Here is a 16,175-nt window from a genome sequence, read left to right on the forward strand (position 1 = left end):
AAGATAGGGAATGCCGATGCCTGAGGCCAGTCCCCGTCAATCCACCAATTTGAAACTCAGCGTCATCGTCATCCAGTCTTCATAGGGGACGCCGTCACGGGTCGCCGGCTTGAACCGCCATTTGGACAAAGCATGGCGGCGGGTGGCTTCGGACAGGCCCTTGCTGGGGCTGCGCATGATCTCGATCGCCTTCACCCGGCCGTCGACCCCGACCAGCACGCGCGCGGTCAGCTTGCCTTCGGTCTGATTGCGGATTTCGGAACCGGGATAGGGCGGCTGAAGCGAGTCGGCGTAGCGCGGATCGACGGTCGCGCCGATCATCACGGGCGGCTTGGGCGGGTCGACCACGGTGCCGGTCGAGGGCGGCCCGGGATCGGCGGGCGGGTCCATTGGGATCGGGTCAAAGCCCGTGGTCGATCTGATCGGATTGCCGGCCCCGGCAATCGGCACGACCGGATCGGGCTGGTTTGGCAGCGGCTGGGTCGTCGGGACGGCATCGCGCTTGTCGCGGACCTGTTCGATCGGCTTGGGGTCGGGTTTGGGCGGATCGAGCTGGATAGGAATGACCTCGATCGGGGGGTCCTTAAGGATCGGCACGAGCGTCGGACCGACCAGCGTCGCGCCGAAGCCTACCGTGGCAAGGATGAGCAGCGAGGCCCCGGCGCTGGCCGGGCGTGAGGCGGAAGGCTGATAGCGGGTGGTGTGCATGACAGGCTCTCCATCATTCCGGTCTTTGCCGGTACATGGATGTTATACCATAACATTGGAGTTTCAAACCCCTTTTCGCCCGGGTGGTTGAGCGATCCGGTAGGAGGGAAGTGGAGCGGCCGGGCGGGTAAGCCAGCCCGAATAGGCTCTAGCCGCGCAGGCGCTCGATTGCGCGATCGCGGCCGATCAGGGGGAGGAGCGCGGCCATGTCCGGTCCCGAGTCGCGACCGGTGAGTGCGCGGCGCAGCGGATGGAACAGCGCGCGGCCCTTGCGTCCGGTCGCCTCCTTGAGCGCGCCGGTCAGCGCGTGCCAGGGGTCGGCGCTCCAGTCGATCGACGCGGCGACCTGCGCAGCGGTGGCGAGGAACGCGGCGTCCTCCGGATCGGGCGCTGCATCGACCGGACCTGCGACCACCTGCCACCAATCGCCCGCACCCGTGACGGTGTCGAGATTCGGGCGGATCGCGTCCCATGCCGCAGCGTCCATCCCAGCAGGAAGCCGATCAGCGACCGCTGCAAACGGCAGCTGGTGAACGATGCGGGAATTAAGCTGGGCCAGTTCGGCCTCATCGAAGCGCGCGGGCGCGCGGCCGAACCGGGCGAAGTCGAACCCGGCGATCAACGGTGCGGAGTCGGCAAGCGGCTCGACCGGATCGCTGGTGCCGAGCCGGGCGAGCAGGGCGATGATCGCCTGCGGCTCCAGTCCGGTATCGCGGAAATGGTCGCAGCCGAGCGAGCCGAGCCGCTTGGACAATTTGCCCTCGCTCCCGGTCAGCAGCGCTTCGTGGGCGAAGGCGGGGGGCGTTGCGCCGAGCGCGGCGAACATCTGCACCTGTGCCGCGGTGTTGGAGACGTGATCCTCCCCGCGCACCACATGAGTGATGCCCATGTCGATATCGTCGATTACCGAGGGGAGGAGATAGAGCCACGAGCCATCGGCGCGGCGGATGACGGGATCGCTCATCGTCGCCGGATCGAAGCGCTGCGCCCCGCGGATCAGATCGGTCCATTCGATCGGCGCTTTATTGTCCAGCTTGAAGCGCCAGTGCGGGCGGGTACCGGCTGATTCGAGCGTCGCGCGGTCGCCATCGGTCAGGGCGAGTGCGGCGCGATCGTAGATCGGCGGCAGGCCGCGACCGAGCCGGATCTTGCGCTTGAGCTCAAGCTCCTGCTGGCTTTCATAGGCCGGATAGACGCGGCCCGCCGCGACGAGCTCGGCGAAGCGGCGCTCATACAGGTCGAAGCGCTGCGACTGGCGCGCCTCGCCATCGGGGTCGAGGCCGAGCCAGGCGAGATCGGCGCGGATCGCGTCGACATAGGCCTCTTCCGACCGCTCGGCATCGGTATCGTCGATGCGCAGCAGGAAGCGTCCGCCCTGTTTGCGCGCCCACATCCAGTTGTGGAGCGCGGTGCGAATATTGCCGACATGCAGACGGCCGGTAGGGCTGGGCGCAAAGCGGGTGACGACGGGCGTGCTGATCATCCGCGCGCGCTAGCCGATTTGGCGGCGCGATGGAAACCATCGCGCGCGTCTTTACGCGCGCGATGGTTGCGCCTATCGGGGCGCGTCCGGGCGCTTAGCTCAGTTGGTAGAGCATCTCGTTTACACCGAGAGGGTCGGCGGTTCGAGCCCGTCAGCGCCCACCAGATCTTTCCGGAACCCGGCTCAGTCGCAGAACCAGCTCAATTGGCGGTGATCGACGGTTTGCCGCCGGTCAGCTTTACCGTGACATAGCTGTTGTCGCAGACATTGGCGCTGCTGAAGACCATTGTCGTGGCGTCTTCAAAGGTCGCGCGCAGGTCGAAGCGGCATTGGCTGGACGGGCGATCGAACCGCACCGTCGTCTTCGCACCCGGCTTGATCACCGGCGAGCGGCGTGCCGCCTCTTCCTCCAGCCCCGCCTTCCAGTCCGTCGATCCGGTCGGTGCGATTTCGATCATCTTGATAGGCTTGCCTGTGCCGTTGGTCAGGACGAAGTCCCAATCCTCGGCAAGTGCGGGCGACGCGACGAACAGGGCCAGCGTGAGGCCGGTCAGATAGTGCATGAGCATCCCTCCCCTAAAAGGACTGGAACCAGCATGCGCCGGTGCGACGCGCTAGGCAAGATAGGGGGAAATGCGCATGGCCATGCGTGCCGAGGCAACACGGTGTCGATCCGGCGGGGTCGAATCCGAGCCTAAAGCGAGCGTACCAACCGTGTGGCGCAGGCGATCCAGGGCGGGTCGGCAACCACCTGTTGCCGCGCGCCGGGGCCGAGGGGCAAGATGTTGAGCCGCCCCCCTTCCCCCTCATGCGCGATCATGCGGCCGAACAGGAAGCGGCCCGCCGGACGCGGGATCAGCACATCGCGATTGAGCGCCTGACCGAACGCGCCGGGGGCGAGGCGGCGGCACCAGATTTCATCGCCGGCGCGATAATCGCCGATGCTGCCCGTCACCATGACCGCCACCAGATCGGCTTCGGCAACCGGCGGCACGACGGTGGCGGGGCGGCGCAGCGCCTGAGCGCCGGTCGAATCGAGATTGGCTGCGACCGGAATGTCGGGACGATCGGGCAGGCGGACCAGATCGGCCGCATCGACGCCGAGCGCCGCGGCGATGCGGTTGAGCCAGATGACCGATACGGTGCGGGTGCCGGTTTCGAGCCGCCCGATCGTCTGAGCGGTGGTCGGCGGGTCGCAGCGCTGCGCCACTTCTTCCAGTGTCAGTCCCTTGGCGCGTCGGACTTCGCGGATCGCGGTGATCAATGGCGGCTCCTGATAACCGATACGGTTAAATCTCTTTCCTACAAGCGTGACGCCATGGCAAGTCCGATTCGCAGATGAACATAGGAGCAGCGGATGCGGGAACTGGTCGAACGCACGATCGAGGATGGCCATGTCGTGCGGAATGTCCCGGCCCGGCGAACGGGGCGGCGGGTCACGGTCAATGACGCTGAATCGCCGCTCGCCTGGCTGCGGGCGCGTAACATGGTCGATGCCCGGCAATTCGAGGCGGGCGAGCGGCTGCGCGACGACTATGAAATGGCGGCCCTGGGGCCGCGCGTGACGATGCGCTGGGATGCGGCACCGGCGGCACGGCGCGGGGGTGGGCCGAGCACGGGTCTCGACCCGACCGAGGCGCAGATCGCGGCAAAGCGGCGATTCGATGCGGCGATTGCCGCGGCGGGGCGCGGGCTGGCGGATATAGTGTGGCGGGTGATTTGCGCCGGGGAGAGCGTCCCGGCGGCGGAAAAGGCGTTAGCCTGGCCGGCCCGCGCCGGCCGGCTGGTCCTGACGCTGGCGCTCGACCGGCTGGCGGATCATTACCGCTTGCCGTGAGCGGCTAATTCATCAGCAGCAGCACATCGGTCGCATCGGCACCGCGATTGGCGACTCGGGCGACGAGCGGGCCGCCGCCCGCAGCAATGCGGCAGGTGAGCAACGCGCTGCCGCTATTGTCGGTGCAGAGCTGTCGCCCCGTCGCGTCCAGGATCGTCAGCGCGACCGGGGCAGCGCCGATGCGGCGGACCGCGATGGTCGCGGCGGCGTGCGAGCTCCGCGTAATCGGCAACGCCCAGGTCGCACCGGCGGGGACAGTCTGGCGGATCGAACTGGGGCCGGAGCCGAGCACGCCGCGTTCGGCCTCAGCCTCGGCCTCGGCAACCTCGGCGAGCAGACGGGGGTCCCCTGCCGCCAGCGACCGGGCCTCGGCGCGCATTTCGCTTCCGCTGACCGGGCGTGGACGATCTTCGCCACGAACCGGCAGCGCCGCCAGGGTCAATGCGATGGCAAGCAGGCGAAGGGCAGTACGCATCGGATCAGGCCGCGCTGGCGGGGTGGGGGCCGGTCCAGACCGGCGCACCGACGCGGAAGCGGACTTGCGGTGCGGGGGTGGCCGACAGGCCGATGCCGTTGCCGCGATAGCCAACGACCCAGCTTTCCGCGGCGTAGCAAGTGCCGCGCGTGGGGCGGGCATAGCCATATTGCACCGCGTCGATCTCGGCGAGCATCGCGGGGTCGCTGCGGGCGAGCAGGCGTGCTTCGGCATAGAGTGCGGCGGCGGTGGTCGCGCCGGGGGCGAAGACATTGCGGGGAAGGGCGGCGAGCAGCTTGGCAGCTTCGACCATCGCCAGCGGGTCCTGGGCGGCGCGGGCATAGCTGGCGAGCTCGCCCGACAGCGCGATGGCGCGGGCGGCGTCGATGTCGGTCTCGGCGGGATCGACGATATGGACAATCTTGGTCATCTGGGCCTCCTGTTGGTGTGAGGCCAGGATGCCGCCGGGGTCAGGCGTTCGCCACTGACGCTTTCGGTCGCGCGGCGAGGAAGCGGCGATAGACCCAGCCGATACCGATCAAAGCGATGCCGAGGCCAAGGAAGGACAGGATGCGGAGCAAGCCGTCGAGCGCGGCTGCGTCGATCAGGAACACCTTGACCGTGACGAAGGTGAGCAGGCCGAGCCCGGCGAGGCGCAGGTCGCGGCTGCCCGAGCGGATGCCCAGCGTCAGACCCGCGAGCGCGAGGAGGAGGAGGGCGATCGAGTATCCGTAGTTTTCTCCGGTTCCGATCGGGCCGGTGATGATGCCGCCATGCGCGGCCTGACGGACGGCGGCGAGGGTGGCGAGGAGGGCGGCGGCGATGGCGGCGCGGGTCGCAAGCGGCTGCGGGAGGAAGCGATAGAGCCAGAAACCGGCCAGCGCGACATGCAGCGCGAGCGGGAAGAGGCTGACCTGCTGCGCCACGAGCAGCGGGTTGATGACGATCAGGTCGAACCAGATCAGGCGGCCGAGCGCGAGCCCGAACAGCGGTAGCGCGATGGTGGGGAGGCGGCCGCGCAGCAGGAAGGCGGCGGCGAACAGGGCGTGGGTGATCGCAGCGCGCTCGATGAAGCCGAGATTTTCGAAACGGGCGTCGCTGGCGATGGCGAGCGGCAGCTTGGCGAGATGGTAGAGGAGCAGCAGCGCGGCGGCGGTGCCGACGCCGAGCGCTGCGTTGCGCAGCCGGCCGAACTGGCGGGAATCGGGGGCGAGCAGCGCGATGGTGGCGATCAGCGGGACGAGCGCGCGGAACGCCTCGGCGAGGGGAGGCAGAAGCGGGGCGGTTACGCCTTCGCCGGATAGCGACTGGGCGAGCAGCAGCGCGTAGCCGAGGATCGGCGCGATCGCGGCGCACAGGATCGCGGCGATGCCGAGTGCGGGCAGCATCAGCAGCGCGCGGTCGCCGATGTGCCGCGCCCACAGGCCGAGGCCGAGTGTCGCTATGGCAAAGATCGCCCCGATCCACTCGATCGCGACCAGCTGGCCGACGGCGGTGGCGAACAGGATCGCTGCAGTGAGCGCGCCACCGATCAGGCCGGGATCGTGGCTGTCGGTTGCGGCGCGACGGCGCCAGCTGACAAGGAAGGCGAGCGCGGCGGCGAAGAGTTCGAGCGCTGCCCAGTGCCAGTCGGCGAGGCGCGATGGCTCAAGCACATTGGCGAGCAGGACCGGCCCGGTGATGCCGCCGAGCGCGATGATGGCCCAGCTGCGCGCGCGGTCGAGCAGGACGAGGCCGGGTACGGCGAAGATCAAGGCGAGGACCGGCGCGGCGAAGAAGGTCGCGCCGTGCTCCGGGGCGACCAACGCGGCGGCGAGCAGCACCAGCGACAGGCCGAGCGCGGCGAGTGCGCCGGGCAAATAGCGCTCGTCGCGCCAGGCGAGGATCAGCGCGGCGGCGGCGAGGATGAGGTAGAAGCTCCAGGCGAACCCGTCGAACGTCAGCGCGGGGGCGAAGATCAACAGTTGGATGAGGCCCGCAACGAGTGGAGCGGTGCGCAACCAGGCGCTGGTCACCCCAGCGCGGGGCAGGGCGAGCGTGGCGGCAAGCGCGAGCGCGATGACGAACGCGGCCGGGCCAGTCAGTCGGGTCGGCTCCAGTGCGACGAGCAGGAAATTGATCCAGCCGAAGCCGACTACCGTAGCGGCGAGTGCGAGCCAGCCCCAGCCGCGATGGATGGCGAGGCCGAACAATGCCGCAGTGAACAGGCCGAGGTAAACAAGCAGTGGTCCGATGCCGGCGGCGTCGTAGCCTGCGACGAGCGGGGCGATGAAACCTCCGGCCAGCGCCAGCACGGCGGTCGGCGGGCCGTGGCGCAGTGCCAGGAACAGGCCGAGCGCGGTGACGCCGATCATCAGCATAAAGGCTGGGAGCGGGCCAATCAGGTGATAGAGCGCGGCGGCGATGTAGAGTGTCGCATAGCTGCTGGCGATGCCGGCCCCGGCGAGCGCCTGGGCGATGCGCGGGTCTTCCGCGAGCGCGGGGATGCGGCGGGCGGCCTCACTTGCGCCGACGAGAATTACGGCGAAAAGCGCGGCGAGGATGGTGCGCACCGCAGGGGTGAGCAGGCCGATCTCGACCGCGTAGCGCACGAGGAAAAAGCCCGCGACGACCAGCGCGACCGCGCCGATCCACACGGGCAAACGCGCGCCGATGAGCGATTCGAGGCTGGGGCGGGCTGGCTCTGGTTCGGGATCGGGTTCTGGCGGTGGTGGCGGGGCCTGGATCGGAGGGGTGATGGCCGCGGGGGTGGCGCGCGCGGGTGCGACCTGAGCTACGGGAGCGGGTTCGGTCGCGCGGGTCGGCTGGGGCTGTGCGCGTGGGGCGCTTTCGAGCCACTCGATCCGGCGTGTCAGCGCCCGCAGCCGCTGGCCCTGCGCCATCGCAATGATGCCGAGCGCGACCACGGCGAGGAACAGGATGCCGTCCATCGCGGACCTTGTGGCAGCTTGGCTGCAAGCGCGCCAGTGCGGGTTTGCGGCGGACAAGCCGAACTGCAGTTGCGCCGTGATGGGGGTGGCGTAGAGGTCAGCATATGGAATTGAGTTTTACGAAATGTCACGGGTCGGGGAATGACTTCTGTCTGATCGACAGCCGCGACGTCGATCTGGACGATGCGAGTTGGGGGCGGATTGCGCGGGCGTTGAGCGACCGGGCGGGGCCGGTGGGGGCGGATGGGATTTTATTGCTGACTGCGGGCGATGATTCTTCGGATTTCGGATTCCGGGTCGTGAACGCGGATGGGTCCGAACCAGAGACGTGTTTGAATGGGCTGCGGTGCGTGGCGCGTGCGGGGTTTGAGGCACTTGGGCTGGATGCGGCGCGGGTGCGGTTGAAGACGAGCGCGGCGCACGTGGCGCGGGAGGCGGAGCTGGCGCCCGGAGTTTATACAGTGCGGGAGACAGTGGGGCCGGTCGCGACCGAGCCGGCGGCGGTGGGCATTCGCGTCGCGGCGCCGGTGATCGACGCGGTGGTGCCGGGGTTGCCGAGCGACCGCGCGTTTACCGCGCTCGCCATGCCCAATCCGCATCTGATCGCGTTCGTCGAGCGAGTCGATGTCGAGGACCTGGTCGCGCTGGGCAACTGGTGCGAGGCGGGGCCGGAGTTGCTGGTCGATCGCGCCAATGTGAGCTTTGTCGAGCTGCGCGGCAGCGATCTGTTCGTGCAGACATTCGAGCGCGGGGTCGGGCTGACCAACGCGTGCGGGAGCGCGATGGCGGCGTCGGCGCATGCTGCGGGGCTGACCTCGCGCTTGCCTTTCGGGGAGTGGCTGACGGTGTTCAACCCCGGCGGCCGCGTGCGCGCGCGCGCCGAGGGGCCGGCGGGCGGCGACGCGGTGACGATCGCGGGCAATGCGACGTTCGAGTGGGATGGGGTGGTTGAGATCGACCCGCTTACCGGGGCTGTCGGCGCGATGCGCGTGGTGCAGCGGCGGGAGGATGAAGTTGCCGCCTGGGCGGCGGCGCGGGGGTAGGGGTTGGTCCGTGATCGCGTTGCGAAGTAATGGCGTTGCAGCAGCCTTTTGGTAGCTGAGGACCACCGCAGCTCCGGAATTCCGCCGGATGGTCATCCCTACGATAAGTCATTGATTCTTTAGCATTTGAACCCCAGATGCTAATAATCCGATTAAATATTGCATCACGATAGTCTTTAGTTGATCATGTATCGACTTACTTTTCCGTGGGCGGCAGTCTTTCGAAATATGCGGCGTGATGATAAGCATTTGTGTGTTTCGAGAATAATTTCGTACCACTCATGCAGTTCGTCATAACTCGCGTAAATTATTGTTCTTTTTCAAACGGAGATGGTTTTTTGAGAACCGGATAGGGGGAATCAATGTCGCTCGGGGATCTAGTTTTCACGATCGGCCGGCTCGTTCTTGGAGAGGCAAAGATAAACCGGATCGCGATCAATCGCTTGGTCAATGCTGGTCCGAGTCGGCCCCTGGCATGGAGTACCCATGACGACGATTACCTGTCCTGGTCTGGACTGACGGACAAAAGCTGGTTCGCGCGCCTTTTACCCCCCTCACGGCTGCCGCCCGACGAGGGCATCGGTACGCATCGGCCGCCAATGGATGCATTGGCCAAGCTATTTCCAGCGTCCCCGGGCAAACAGATTGCCTGCCCGAAATCGACCTGCCTTTTCCCGGCGTTCGCGCAATATCTGACCGATGGTTTCTTGCGCACACGACTGTTCAACGATCCCCCAGGTCCCGGGACGCGGCCGGGAATTGAAGACCGCAGACGCACGACTTCCAACCATGAAATCGATCTGAGCGCCCTGTATGGCCGCACGGATGAGCAAACCGGCGTTCTGCGACAGAAGGCAGGCGGCCGGTTGAAGTCGCAATTTATTGATGGTGAGGAGTTTCCGCCATTCTTGTACGGCGGCGATGGCATGCCCAAGCCCGAATTCTGTGGCAGCGACGGTCTTCTTCTGCTGGACGAGCCGCTCGGCGTAAATAGCGCGACGCCTGGCCGCGCCACCCTGTTTGCGACAGGAGGAGACCGGGTGAATGCGTCAGTTCAAGTGGCAACGATCAACACGCTGTTTCTGCGCGAACACAATCGGCTAGCCGCCCTTTTGGAGAGCGGCAATTCGAGTTGGGACGACGAACGGCTGTTTCAGGTCGCGCGCAACATTGTCATCGTCAAGTTCATCCGCATCGTGGTCGAGGAATATATCAATCATATTTCTTCGGCCCCGTTCCGGTTCAGCGCCGATCCGTCTGTCGCTTGGGATGCCAGGTGGAACAGGGCGAACTGGATGACGATCGAATTCACGCTGTTGTACCGCTGGCACTCACTGGTCCCGGAAAAATTGGTATGGGATGGAACGACGATGGCTGGGCGGGAACTTCTGCTCAACAATGCGCCGCTGCTCGATGGTGGGTTGGCCAATGCCTTCGCGCAGCTTTCCGCCAACCACGCAGCTCAAATGGGCCTCGGCAATTTCGCAGCTTTCCTGGAGGATGCGGAAGCCAAGGGCATCCACCAAGGGCGTGCCAACAATCTCAAAGGCTACAACGATTATCGGGAAGTCATGGGCCTCGCGCGCGCCAAATCCTTTGCGGACGTTGTCGGCAAAGGGCAAGATCGGGAGGATCAGGCGCGAAGGGATGAACTGGCAGGCGCTCTCGAACGTCTTTACGGGACGGTCGATAATATTGAGTTCTACGTCGGAATCTTTGCAGAACCCCGCCAAAAAAACAGTCCGATTTCCGAACTCGTGCTCGCAATGGTCGCGATGGATGCCTTTTCGCAGGCCCTGACGAATCCGTTGTTATGCAAACGGATTTGGGACGATCCCGACACGCTCCGTCGTACCTTTACCGATCTGGGGGTCGAGGAAATACAAAAGACGAGCAAAATGCGTGACATCATCGAAATGAATTGCCCCGGGATCGGCAGCCGTTTCGTGAGCATGACGCGTCAGGACTGGAAACGTGTTTAGTTTTTCAGTCCGGGCGATGCCCGAATATCTTCGCGAAAGACTATAGCCAGAAGCACGCTGCGGCGAGGTTGCGCAATTTCAGGGACGCGTAGCGCTGCCGACCATCGCGCAATCGGTGTCCCCGCATGGCCTGCGCCGCGCCATGTCAGCCCGCGCCGCAGTCTGACATTCAGTCCTTCGACTTCGCGAGTTCCTTTGCCGTCTGCGGCGGCTCGCCGTCGATCTTGACCAGCGAGTCGAGGCGGCATTCGCCGTCTCTCGGGACGATGATGCTGGCATTCCGGTCGATGCCGCCGATGGCCGGTGACGGCTTGAAGGCGATCCGCGCGGCCCAGGGCAGGCCCTGGCAGGGGGCGAAGAACGTCCCGCGATACCATTGCCGGCCGGCGCGCAGATAAATGACCATGTCGCCATCCGTGCGGTAATCGCGGACCGATGACGGGAAGGGGATCCGCGCTTCCTTGGCGCGCGGTGCGGTGGCGTCCTGCGCGGTGGCGGGGAACGCGGTGGCGAGCAGCGCCAGCGGGGCGAGCAACGCGGCGGGGGCGAGTCGATGGGTCATGCGGGCAGCATGGCACAGGAAGGATGAACCCGCGATGGATGATTTGCGAACCAAATGGGAACAAAGTGCTTGACATCGTCACGCTTGTTCGGTACATAACAGGAACGCTGAAGAATTGCGAGTCGCGGCGATCGGGTCGCTGAGCGCGACCTTCGGGGAATTGGAAATCGAGTGAAGTCGGGCCGGGGCGGTGACGCCTGTCGGCCCGATTTGCGTTTGGGGAGATTTGGGATGGAGGAGCTGTTGGTCAGCCTGAAGGGCAAGCCCAAGCGCCGCAAGATCAACGTGAGCAGCTTTACGGCAGCGAAACGCCAGAAGTTTCTGGATGGGCTTGCGCTCACCTGCAACATCACCCGGTCCGCAAGCTATGCCGGGGTTCATCGCGGCACGATCTGCGCGACGCGACGGCGGGATCCGGTGTTCGCCGAGCAGTTCCGGCAGGCGCTGGCGCTGGGATATGACCGGATCGAGGCGCTGGTGCTGGAGCATGGCGGAGCCGGGGTCGAGATCGATATCGATCCGGACCGGGCCGAGGCCGATGGTCTGGACGAACCATTCGACATGGACCGGGCGATCCGCGTGCTGACCTATCGCCGGGGCGAGCGCAATGGCGAGCCGAACCGGCGCACGGGGCGACCGCGCCGGGCGGCGACCCGCGAGGAGACCAATGCGGCACTGATCAAGGCGTTGACGGCAGCGCAGCGCCGGGTGGAGAAGCGGCGTGACGGCGGAGACTGATCCGCTTGCGCTGGCCCGAGCCGACCCGGCGACGATTTCGGACAACCTGCTGCGCGAGGTTTGGAAGGCGCTGCCCCCAGAGGAGCAGACACGGGTTCTCACAACGCTGAGCGATCCGGTTGCACGCGAGCTGGAGCAGCGCTGGCCGATGTGGGTGCATCACGGGCAGGCGGTGCCGCCGGGCGACTGGCGGGTGTGGCTGATCCGTGCGGGGCGCGGGTTCGGCAAGACGCGGACGGGCAGCGAATGGGTCAGCGAACTTGCGCGGACGCATCGCGATGCGCGGATTGCGCTGGTCGGTGCGACGTTCGAGGAAGTCCGCCGGGTGATGATCGAGGGCGCGAGCGGACTGATCGCCGTGGCGCGCGACGGGGAAACGGTCGATTGGCGGCCGACATCGGGCGAAGTGCGGTTCGGATCGGGTGCGTGCGCCTTTGTCTATTCCGCCGAAGCGCCGGAAGCGCTGCGCGGGCCTGAGCATCATTTCGCCTGGTGCGATGAGCTGGGTAAATGGCGGCGGCGGGGGGAGCCGGCCTGGGATAATCTGTCAATGGGATTGCGGCTGGGCGAGCGGCCGCGCGTGCTGGTGACGACGACGCCGCGCCCGACGCGGCTGATGCGGCGGGTGATGGCGCTGCCGAGCTGTGTCGAGACGCGCGGGGCGACGCGGGACAATCCGCATCTGCCCGCCAGCTTTGTGGAGGCGATGGAAGCGGAATATGGCGGCACGCGGCTGGGGCGGCAGGAGCTGGACGGCGAATTACTGAGCGATGTGCCGGGGGCGCTGTGGACCCGGGCGATGATCGAGGCTGCGCGCGGCGTGGCGGTGGATCCGCCGGTGCGGGTGGTGGTCGGCGTCGATCCGCCGGCGAGCGCCGAGGGCGATGCGTGCGGGATCGTTGCGGTAGCGATCGACGGCGCGGGGCGGCTGTGCGTGCTGGAGGATGCGAGCGTTGCCGGGCTGTCGCCCGAGGGCTGGGCGCTCGCTGTGGCGGCGTGTGCGGACCGGCAGGGCGCGGATCGGGTGGTGGCAGAGAAGAACCAGGGCGGCGACATGGTGGAAAGCGTGCTGCGCGCGGCGGCGGTGACGATGCCGGTGCGGCTGGTGCATGCCAGCCGGGGCAAGGCGGCGCGGGCGGAGCCGATCGCGGCGCTGTATGAGCGGCGGCAGGTGCGGCACGCGCGGGCGTTTGCGGCGCTGGAGGATGAGCTGTGCGGGCTGGTGCGCGGGGGCGAGTATGCCGGGCCGGGACGCTCGCCGGATCGGGCGGATGCACTGGTGTGGGCGGCGTGGGAGCTGGTGTTCGGGTGGAAGGGAGAGGTTGGCGTGCGCAAGCCGTGAGATCGCCCCTAGCTGTCGCCTTTCACCCTCGCTAAGCCACGCTCCCATGTGCGTGCTGGCGTTGGCGTGGGGGATGCATCCCAATTGGTGGTTGGTCGCCGCGGGGAACCGCGACGAGCGGCATGCGCGCGCGACTGCACCGCTGTCGCGGTGGATGGCACGCGGGCCGGTGATTGGCGGGCGCGATCTGGAGGCTGGGGGGACCTGGCTGGCGGTGAATGAGGCGGGACGGCTGGCAGCGGTGACCAATGTGCGCGGCGAGGCGGCGGACCCGGCGCGGTTGTCGCGCGGGGGGCTGGTGACCGATATGCTCGCCGGGCATGAGCCGGAGGATCTGAACGCGTATAATCCGTTCAACCTGATCGCGGTGGATCGCGATGGGCCGCTGTATTTGTCGAACCGGCCCGATCCGGTGCGGCGGCCGTTGAGCGCGGGGATGCATGGGCTGTCGAACGGGTTGTTCGATACACTGTGGCCCAAGACGATCCGGGTGCAGATGGCGCTGACTGCGTGGCTGGAGGCGGGGAGTTCGTCGCTGGAGCCGCTGTTCGCCGCGCTCGCCGATGAGCGGCCGGCGGGGGCGGCGGAGCGCTATGAGCCCGATCCGCATGAGCCGGTGGATTCGCCGGTGTTCATCCGCAATCCCGTTTATGGGACGCGGGCGAGCACGGTGGTGACGGTGGACCATCTGGGGCGCGGGCGGATTGCCGAGCGGCGGTTTAACGCCTCGGGCTTGCTCGAGGGTGAGAGCGTTTTGAGTTTTTCGTGGAGTTGAGATGACGCCTCGGGAACTGATCGGTGTGGCCGAGGTGCCGGGCGGGGAGCCGTTGCGGCTGGTGCGGCATGGTCGCGACTTCATCATCATGCTCGAGCGTAACGAGCTGATGTCGAGCCGGATGAGCGGATCGGAAGAGGCGCTGGCGGAGATGACGCTGGACCGGCTGAGCGATCCGGCGAGCGCGCGGTTGTTGATCGGCGGATATGGCATGGGGTTTACGCTGCGCGCGGCGCTCAGGCGGCTGGGGCCGAAGGGGTGGGCGTGCGTGGTCGAGCTGGTGCCGGGCATCATCGAATGGGCGCGCGGGCCGATGGCGGAGCTGGCCGACGGGTGCCTGGACGATTCCCGCACGCAGTTGGTGATGGGCGATGTCGGCGCGGAGATCGCACGAAGCCGGGGTAGCTGGGAGGCGATCCTGCTGGATGTCGACAATGGGCCGGACGGGCTGACGCGCGACGCCAATAACGGGCTGTATACGATGCGCGGGCTGGAGCGGGCGCGGGCGGCACTGGCGCCGGGCGGGGTGCTGGCGGTGTGGTCGGCGGGGCCGGACCCGGCCTTTACGCGGCGGATGCGCGATGCGGGGTTCGAGGTTGAAGAGGTGCAGGTGCGGGCGCGGCAAAATGGCAAGGGGCCGCGCCACGTGATCTGGTTCGGTAAGAAGCGGTAAGAGTCTTTTAGGCGCGCAGACGCGCGCCCTCCCCCAGCCCCTCCCGCTAGCGGGAGGGGAGTTTTAGCGGAGAATTTTTATGAAATGGTTCGGGCGGAAGTCCGGGCGCGAGGGTTCGCGTCCGGTGTTGGCGCGTGGGCAGGGCGCGGGCGCGGTGCTGGGTGAGTGGCCGCAGAGCTATGAGGCGCAGGTGCGGGCCGGTTATGCGGCCAATCCGGTGGCGCAGCGGGCGGTGAAGATCATCGCCGAGGGGGTGGCGGGCGCGCCGGTTGAGGCGAGCGATGCGGCGTTGCTGAAGCTGATCACGGCGCGGAGCCAGGGGCAGGAGTTGGGGGCGACGATCGCCGCGCAACTGCTGCTGCATGGCAATGCCTATGTGCAGTTGCTGGGGACAAGCGCGGGGGGTGTGGCCGAGCTGTTCGCGCTGCGGCCCGAGCGGATGAGCGTCGAGACCGATGCCGGGGGATGGCCGGTCGGCTATCGCTATCGCGTCGGCGGGAGCGTCAGCGTGATCGCGGCGGAAGATGCGGGGGGGCGACCGCAGGTCTTGCATCTGAAGGCGTTCAACCCGGTCGACGATCATTATGGGCTGGGCTGCCTGGGCGCGGCGTCGGGGGCGATTGCGATCCACAATGCGGCGACGCGGTGGAACAAGGCGTTGCTCGACAATGCGGCGCGGCCTTCGGGGGCGCTGGTGTACGAGCCGGGGGATGGAAGCGCGCTGTCGCCTTCCCAGTTCGAGCGGTTGAAGAGCGAGATGGAGGCGGGCTTTGCCGGTGCCGCCAATGCCGGGCGGCCGATGCTGTTGGAGGGGGGGCTTAAATGGCAGGCGATGAGCCTGTCGCCGGCGGACATGGATTTTGTCGGGCTGAAGGCGGCGGCGGCGCGCGAGATCGCGCTGGCGTTCGGGGTGCCGCCGATGCTGATCGGCCTGCCCGGCGACAATAGCTATGCGAACTATCGCGAGGCCAACAAGGCGGTGTGGCGGATGACGATCCTGCCGCTGGCGGACAAGATCCTGACCGAATTGGCGCAGGGGCTGTCGCCGTGGTTTCCCGATGCGCGGCTGTGGGTTGCGGTCGACAAGGTGCCGGCGATGGCTGAGGACCGCGAGCGGCTGTGGCGCAGCGTGAGCGGGGCGGAGTTTCTGACGACCGAGGAGAAGCGCGCGATGGTGGGGATCGGCCCGGAGATTGGCCAGGGGACCGGTGCGTGAGCGCGCCGGTGGACGGCAAGCTCCTGGCGCAGCTGATCGCGCAAGGGTCCGCCGAGGGCGCGGACATGGCGACGCTGCGCGCGGTGGCGGAGGAGGCGGGCGAGCTGGGGGCGAGCCGGGCGCTGGCGCGGTTGGGGCTCGACGATCCGCATGCGGGGAAGGACATGGGCGAGTTGCGCGAGCTGTTGGAGGCGTGGCGCGATGCCAAAAGGTCGGCGGTCAAGGCGGTGGCGGGATGGGTCGTGCGGATGCTGCTGGCGCTGGTCGTGGTGGGGCTGGCGGTGAAATTGGGGTTTTGGGGGGTGGGGAAGTGATGCCGCGTCACGTGCGGGGCGGTAGCTTGTCCCTCTCCCGCTTGCGGGAGGGCCTGTCGGGTCCGACTGGTGCTGGGTGTGAAGACAGGCCCTCCCC

Annotated in this window: 17 protein-coding genes and 1 tRNA gene; 10 read left to right on the forward strand and 8 right to left on the reverse strand. The window is 67.2% G+C overall.

The window, feature by feature from the left end:
- Nucleotides 1-36 precede the first annotated feature (36 nt).
- The gene (locus ACRYLO_RS16550) at nt 37-708 is read right to left on the reverse strand and encodes an energy transducer TonB (protein WP_482661158.1); all 672 of its coding nucleotides are present in this window, start codon (nt 706-708) and stop codon (nt 37-39) included.
- Between the two features lie 148 nt (nt 709-856).
- Nucleotides 857-2,191 carry a glutamate--tRNA ligase gene (gltX, locus tag ACRYLO_RS16555; protein ID WP_482661159.1) on the reverse strand — a complete coding sequence of 445 codons (1,335 nt, stop codon included), beginning with the start codon at nt 2,189-2,191 and terminating at the stop codon, nt 857-859.
- Between the two features lie 88 nt (nt 2,192-2,279).
- On the opposite strand from gltX, the gene ACRYLO_RS16560 reads away from it, so the two are divergent.
- Nucleotides 2,280-2,355 (forward strand) — tRNA-Val (locus ACRYLO_RS16560).
- Nucleotides 2,356-2,391: 36 nt separating this feature from the next.
- On the opposite strand, the gene ACRYLO_RS16565 is transcribed toward ACRYLO_RS16560, so the two are convergent.
- Together ACRYLO_RS16565 and ACRYLO_RS16570 are read right to left on the reverse strand one after the other, a co-directional pair.
- Nucleotides 2,392-2,754: a hypothetical protein gene (locus tag ACRYLO_RS16565; RefSeq protein ID WP_482661160.1), complete on the reverse strand. Its 363-nt coding sequence runs from the start codon at nt 2,752-2,754 to the stop codon at nt 2,392-2,394.
- A 131-nt stretch (nt 2,755-2,885) separates the two neighbouring features.
- Nucleotides 2,886-3,455 carry a helix-turn-helix domain-containing protein gene (locus tag ACRYLO_RS16570; RefSeq protein ID WP_482661161.1) on the reverse strand — a complete coding sequence of 190 codons (570 nt, stop codon included), beginning with the start codon at nt 3,453-3,455 and terminating at the stop codon, nt 2,886-2,888.
- Between the two features lie 93 nt (nt 3,456-3,548).
- Between ACRYLO_RS16570 and ACRYLO_RS16575 the strand changes: the two genes are divergently transcribed.
- Nucleotides 3,549-4,028 (forward strand): DUF6456 domain-containing protein, encoded by a 480-nt coding sequence (locus ACRYLO_RS16575; RefSeq protein ID WP_482661162.1) that lies wholly within the window; start codon nt 3,549-3,551, stop codon nt 4,026-4,028.
- 4 nt (nt 4,029-4,032) lie between these two features.
- Here ACRYLO_RS16575 and ACRYLO_RS16580 read toward each other — a convergent pair whose 3' ends face one another.
- From ACRYLO_RS16580 to ACRYLO_RS16590, 3 genes are read right to left on the reverse strand one after another with little or no spacing between them, the layout of a single operon-like run.
- On the reverse strand, nt 4,033-4,503 hold the full coding sequence (locus ACRYLO_RS16580; RefSeq protein ID WP_482661163.1) for a hypothetical protein: 471 nt from the start codon (nt 4,501-4,503) through the stop codon (nt 4,033-4,035).
- Between the two features lie 4 nt (nt 4,504-4,507).
- Entirely contained in the window at nt 4,508-4,933 is a 426-nt protein-coding gene (locus tag ACRYLO_RS16585; RefSeq protein WP_482661164.1) for a hypothetical protein, read from the reverse strand.
- Nucleotides 4,934-4,973: 40 nt separating this feature from the next.
- Nucleotides 4,974-7,433 carry a DUF2339 domain-containing protein gene (locus tag ACRYLO_RS16590; RefSeq protein ID WP_482661165.1) on the reverse strand — a complete coding sequence of 820 codons (2,460 nt, stop codon included), beginning with the start codon at nt 7,431-7,433 and terminating at the stop codon, nt 4,974-4,976.
- Between the two features lie 104 nt (nt 7,434-7,537).
- Between ACRYLO_RS16590 and dapF the strand changes: the two genes are divergently transcribed.
- Nucleotides 7,538-8,476 (forward strand): diaminopimelate epimerase, encoded by a 939-nt coding sequence (gene dapF / locus ACRYLO_RS16595; protein ID WP_482661166.1) that lies wholly within the window; start codon nt 7,538-7,540, stop codon nt 8,474-8,476.
- A 362-nt stretch (nt 8,477-8,838) separates the two neighbouring features.
- Nucleotides 8,839-10,458: a peroxidase family protein gene (locus ACRYLO_RS16600; RefSeq protein WP_482661167.1), complete on the forward strand. Its 1,620-nt coding sequence runs from the start codon at nt 8,839-8,841 to the stop codon at nt 10,456-10,458.
- 169 nt (nt 10,459-10,627) lie between these two features.
- On the opposite strand, the gene ACRYLO_RS16605 is transcribed toward ACRYLO_RS16600, so the two are convergent.
- Nucleotides 10,628-11,020, reverse strand: coding sequence for a hypothetical protein (locus ACRYLO_RS16605; protein WP_482661168.1), 393 nt, complete (start codon nt 11,018-11,020; stop codon nt 10,628-10,630).
- A gap of 231 nt (nt 11,021-11,251) precedes the next feature.
- Between ACRYLO_RS16605 and ACRYLO_RS16610 the strand changes: the two genes are divergently transcribed.
- The 6 genes from ACRYLO_RS16610 (at nt 11,252) to ACRYLO_RS16635 (ending at nt 16,078) form a co-directional block, all read left to right on the forward strand.
- Nucleotides 11,252-11,758, forward strand: coding sequence for a hypothetical protein (locus ACRYLO_RS16610; RefSeq protein ID WP_482661169.1), 507 nt, complete (start codon nt 11,252-11,254; stop codon nt 11,756-11,758).
- Nucleotides 11,759-11,792: 34 nt separating this feature from the next.
- Nucleotides 11,793-13,100: a DNA-packaging protein gene (locus ACRYLO_RS16615; RefSeq protein WP_482661768.1), complete on the forward strand. Its 1,308-nt coding sequence runs from the start codon at nt 11,793-11,795 to the stop codon at nt 13,098-13,100.
- Nucleotides 13,101-13,146: 46 nt separating this feature from the next.
- Nucleotides 13,147-13,875, forward strand: a complete 729-nt coding sequence (locus tag ACRYLO_RS16620) for an NRDE family protein (protein WP_482661170.1) — start codon at nt 13,147-13,149, stop codon at nt 13,873-13,875.
- 1 nt (nt 13,876) lies between these two features.
- On the forward strand, nt 13,877-14,548 hold the full coding sequence (locus ACRYLO_RS16625) for a spermidine synthase (protein WP_482661171.1): 672 nt from the start codon (nt 13,877-13,879) through the stop codon (nt 14,546-14,548).
- 79 nt (nt 14,549-14,627) lie between these two features.
- Nucleotides 14,628-15,764: a phage portal protein gene (locus ACRYLO_RS16630; protein ID WP_482661172.1), complete on the forward strand. Its 1,137-nt coding sequence runs from the start codon at nt 14,628-14,630 to the stop codon at nt 15,762-15,764.
- A gap of 65 nt (nt 15,765-15,829) precedes the next feature.
- On the forward strand, nt 15,830-16,078 hold the full coding sequence (locus ACRYLO_RS16635; RefSeq protein ID WP_327517569.1) for a DUF6127 family protein: 249 nt from the start codon (nt 15,830-15,832) through the stop codon (nt 16,076-16,078).
- The last annotated feature ends 97 nt before the right edge of the window (nt 16,079-16,175 follow it).

The sequence above is a fragment of the Sphingomonas sp. SDUR79 genome (assembly GCF_056821745.1).

Excerpts from the sequence above, each read along its gene's own strand:
- ACRYLO_RS16550 (WP_482661158.1), bottom strand. The coding sequence starts at position 708 with ATGCACACCACCCGCTATCAGCCTTCCGCCTCACGCCCGGCCAGCGCC.
- gltX (WP_482661159.1), bottom strand. The coding sequence starts at position 2,191 with ATGATCAGCACGCCCGTCGTCACCCGCTTTGCGCCCAGCCCTACCGGC.
- ACRYLO_RS16565 (WP_482661160.1), bottom strand. The coding sequence starts at position 2,754 with ATGCACTATCTGACCGGCCTCACGCTGGCCCTGTTCGTCGCGTCGCCC.
- ACRYLO_RS16575 (WP_482661162.1), top strand. The coding sequence starts at position 3,549 with ATGCGGGAACTGGTCGAACGCACGATCGAGGATGGCCATGTCGTGCGG.
- ACRYLO_RS16580 (WP_482661163.1), bottom strand. The coding sequence starts at position 4,503 with ATGCGTACTGCCCTTCGCCTGCTTGCCATCGCATTGACCCTGGCGGCG.
- ACRYLO_RS16585 (WP_482661164.1), bottom strand. The coding sequence starts at position 4,933 with ATGACCAAGATTGTCCATATCGTCGATCCCGCCGAGACCGACATCGAC.
- ACRYLO_RS16590 (WP_482661165.1), bottom strand. The coding sequence starts at position 7,433 with ATGGACGGCATCCTGTTCCTCGCCGTGGTCGCGCTCGGCATCATTGCG.
- dapF (WP_482661166.1), top strand. The coding sequence starts at position 7,538 with ATGGAATTGAGTTTTACGAAATGTCACGGGTCGGGGAATGACTTCTGT.
- ACRYLO_RS16600 (WP_482661167.1), top strand. The coding sequence starts at position 8,839 with ATGTCGCTCGGGGATCTAGTTTTCACGATCGGCCGGCTCGTTCTTGGA.
- ACRYLO_RS16605 (WP_482661168.1), bottom strand. The coding sequence starts at position 11,020 with ATGACCCATCGACTCGCCCCCGCCGCGTTGCTCGCCCCGCTGGCGCTG.
- ACRYLO_RS16610 (WP_482661169.1), top strand. The coding sequence starts at position 11,252 with ATGGAGGAGCTGTTGGTCAGCCTGAAGGGCAAGCCCAAGCGCCGCAAG.
- ACRYLO_RS16620 (WP_482661170.1), top strand. The coding sequence starts at position 13,147 with ATGTGCGTGCTGGCGTTGGCGTGGGGGATGCATCCCAATTGGTGGTTG.
- ACRYLO_RS16625 (WP_482661171.1), top strand. The coding sequence starts at position 13,877 with ATGACGCCTCGGGAACTGATCGGTGTGGCCGAGGTGCCGGGCGGGGAG.
- ACRYLO_RS16630 (WP_482661172.1), top strand. The coding sequence starts at position 14,628 with ATGAAATGGTTCGGGCGGAAGTCCGGGCGCGAGGGTTCGCGTCCGGTG.
- ACRYLO_RS16635 (WP_327517569.1), top strand. The coding sequence starts at position 15,830 with ATGGCGACGCTGCGCGCGGTGGCGGAGGAGGCGGGCGAGCTGGGGGCG.